The sequence below is a fragment of the Vibrio sp. 779(2023) genome, from assembly GCF_033344285.1.
Classification (GTDB): Bacteria; Pseudomonadota; Gammaproteobacteria; order Enterobacterales; family Vibrionaceae; genus Vibrio; species Vibrio alginolyticus.
Window position 1 is genome coordinate 1 of sequence record NZ_JAWPOM010000055.1, and the last position, 2003, is coordinate 2003.

3 protein-coding genes are annotated in these 2003 nt (G+C 47.3%); all 3 read left to right on the forward strand.

All coding sequences use genetic code 11. The features are described 5' to 3' along the window. The coding region (locus R8O70_RS24760; RefSeq protein WP_318184405.1) for an aconitase family protein at nt 1-695 on the forward strand (695 nt) is incomplete at its 5' end. Nucleotides 696-706: 11 nt separating this feature from the next. Next, on the forward strand, nt 707-1309 hold the full coding sequence (leuD, locus tag R8O70_RS24765) for a 3-isopropylmalate dehydratase small subunit (RefSeq protein ID WP_318184406.1): 603 nt from the start codon (nt 707-709) through the stop codon (nt 1307-1309). 132 nt (nt 1310-1441) lie between these two features. Further along, on the forward strand, nt 1442-2003 hold a 562-nt coding region (locus R8O70_RS24770; protein ID WP_318184407.1), incomplete at its 3' end, for a DUF547 domain-containing protein.

Consider the following 2003-nt stretch of genomic DNA (forward strand, 5'->3'; position numbering starts at 1 on the left):
AATACATCAAAGGTCGTAAGTTCTCACCGCAAGGCGCAGATTTTGATGCTGCAGTAGAGTACTGGAAGACGTTAAAAACTGACGCAGATGCCGAATTTGATGCCGTAGTAACGCTAAACGCTGCTGACATCAAACCACAAGTAACTTGGGGCACAAACCCAGGTCAGGTCATTGCCGTTGACCAACCGATTCCAGCACCAGAAAGCTTCACAGATCCAATCGAAAAAGCGTCTGCTGAAAAAGCATTGGCTTACATGGGCCTAGAAGCAGGTAAATCATTGTCTGACTACCAAGTAGATAAAGTGTTTGTTGGCTCTTGTACGAACTCTCGCATCGAAGACATGCGCGCTGCCGCCGTCGTGGCGAAAGGCCGTAAGGTCGCATCGCACGTTCAAGCATTGATTGTCCCGGGCTCAGAACAGGTGAAAGCACAAGCAGAAGCCGAAGGCTTGGATGTCATCTTTAAAGAAGCGGGCTTTGAATGGCGTCTACCGGGCTGTTCAATGTGTCTAGCAATGAACAATGACCGTTTGGGACCTCACGAGCGTTGTGCATCCACATCAAACCGTAACTTTGAAGGCCGTCAGGGTCGTGATGGCCGCACTCACTTGGTTAGCCCTGCAATGGCAGCCGCGGCAGCTATCGCTGGTCACTTTGTTGACATTCGTGAATTAACTTTTGATAAACAGGATTAGGGAGAACAATCATGTCAGGTTTTAAACAACATACTGGTTTGGTTGTGCCTCTAGATGCCGCCAACGTTGACACGGATGCCATCATTCCAAAGCAGTTTTTACAAAAAGTTTCTCGCCTAGGTTTCGGTAAGCATCTTTTCCATGACTGGCGCTTCCTTGATGATGCAGGCGAGCAGCCAAACCCTGAGTTTGTAATGAACGCGCCACGTTACCAAGGCGCTTCTATCCTACTTGCGCGTGAAAACTTCGGCTGTGGCTCATCTCGTGAACACGCACCTTGGGCTTTGGCTGATTACGGCATTAAAGCGATGATCGCACCTAGTTTTGCGGACATTTTCTACGGCAACTCCATCAACAACCAAATGGTTCCGGTTCGTCTGACTGAGCACGAAGTGGATGAACTGTTCCAATTCGTTGAAGCCAATGAAGGTGGGCAAATTGAAGTGGATCTGGAAGCCCTAAAAGTGCGCGCAAACGGCAAGGAGTATGACTTTGAAATCGACGAGTTCCGTCGTCACTGCCTGCTTAATGGCTTAGATAACATCGGTTGGACGCTTCAGCACGAAGACAAAATCGCTGAGTATGAAGCCAATATCCCAAGCTTCCTGCGTTAAAACGCATCCTTGAATACACAAATAACAGGCTGACCATTGTCAGCCTGTTTTGTTTTTATGCGTAGATTAAAGAAAGAAAACAACAACTAGACGGGTCTACACTAACAATCAAGTCTCACTAAAGGTATCTCTATGAAGCGTTTCTTATTGCTACTGTGTGCCCTACTCTCCTTTTCCGCTCTCGCCGCACCAAAAGCCGACTTATGGCCTTATTGGCAGCAGTCCAACGAGGTCAACCAAACCTCAATCTCTCATCTGGAGTGGCAACAGTTACTCGACAGCTATCTAGTTACCCGAGGCGACAACACTCTATTTCGTTACAACCAAGTTTCGTTCGCCGATAAAACAAAGTTAAAGCAGTACATTCAACGTCTTGCTAGTTTAAATCCATTGCAATACCGCCAAGCCGAGCAATACGCGTATTGGGTAAACCTGTACAACGCGCTGACGGTTGACCTAATTTTGGATAACTACCCGATAACGTCGATCACCAAGTTAGGCGGGCTGTTTAGCTTTGGCCCATGGGATCAAGATGTCATCACCATTAACGGAAAAAGTCTGACCTTGAATGATATTGAGCACCGAATTTTACGACCAATCTGGCAAGACCCAAGAACGCACTACGCTGTCAATTGTGCAAGCCTAGGCTGCCCGAATCTTCAAACTCAAGCTTTTACCGCTGAGAATACTCAAG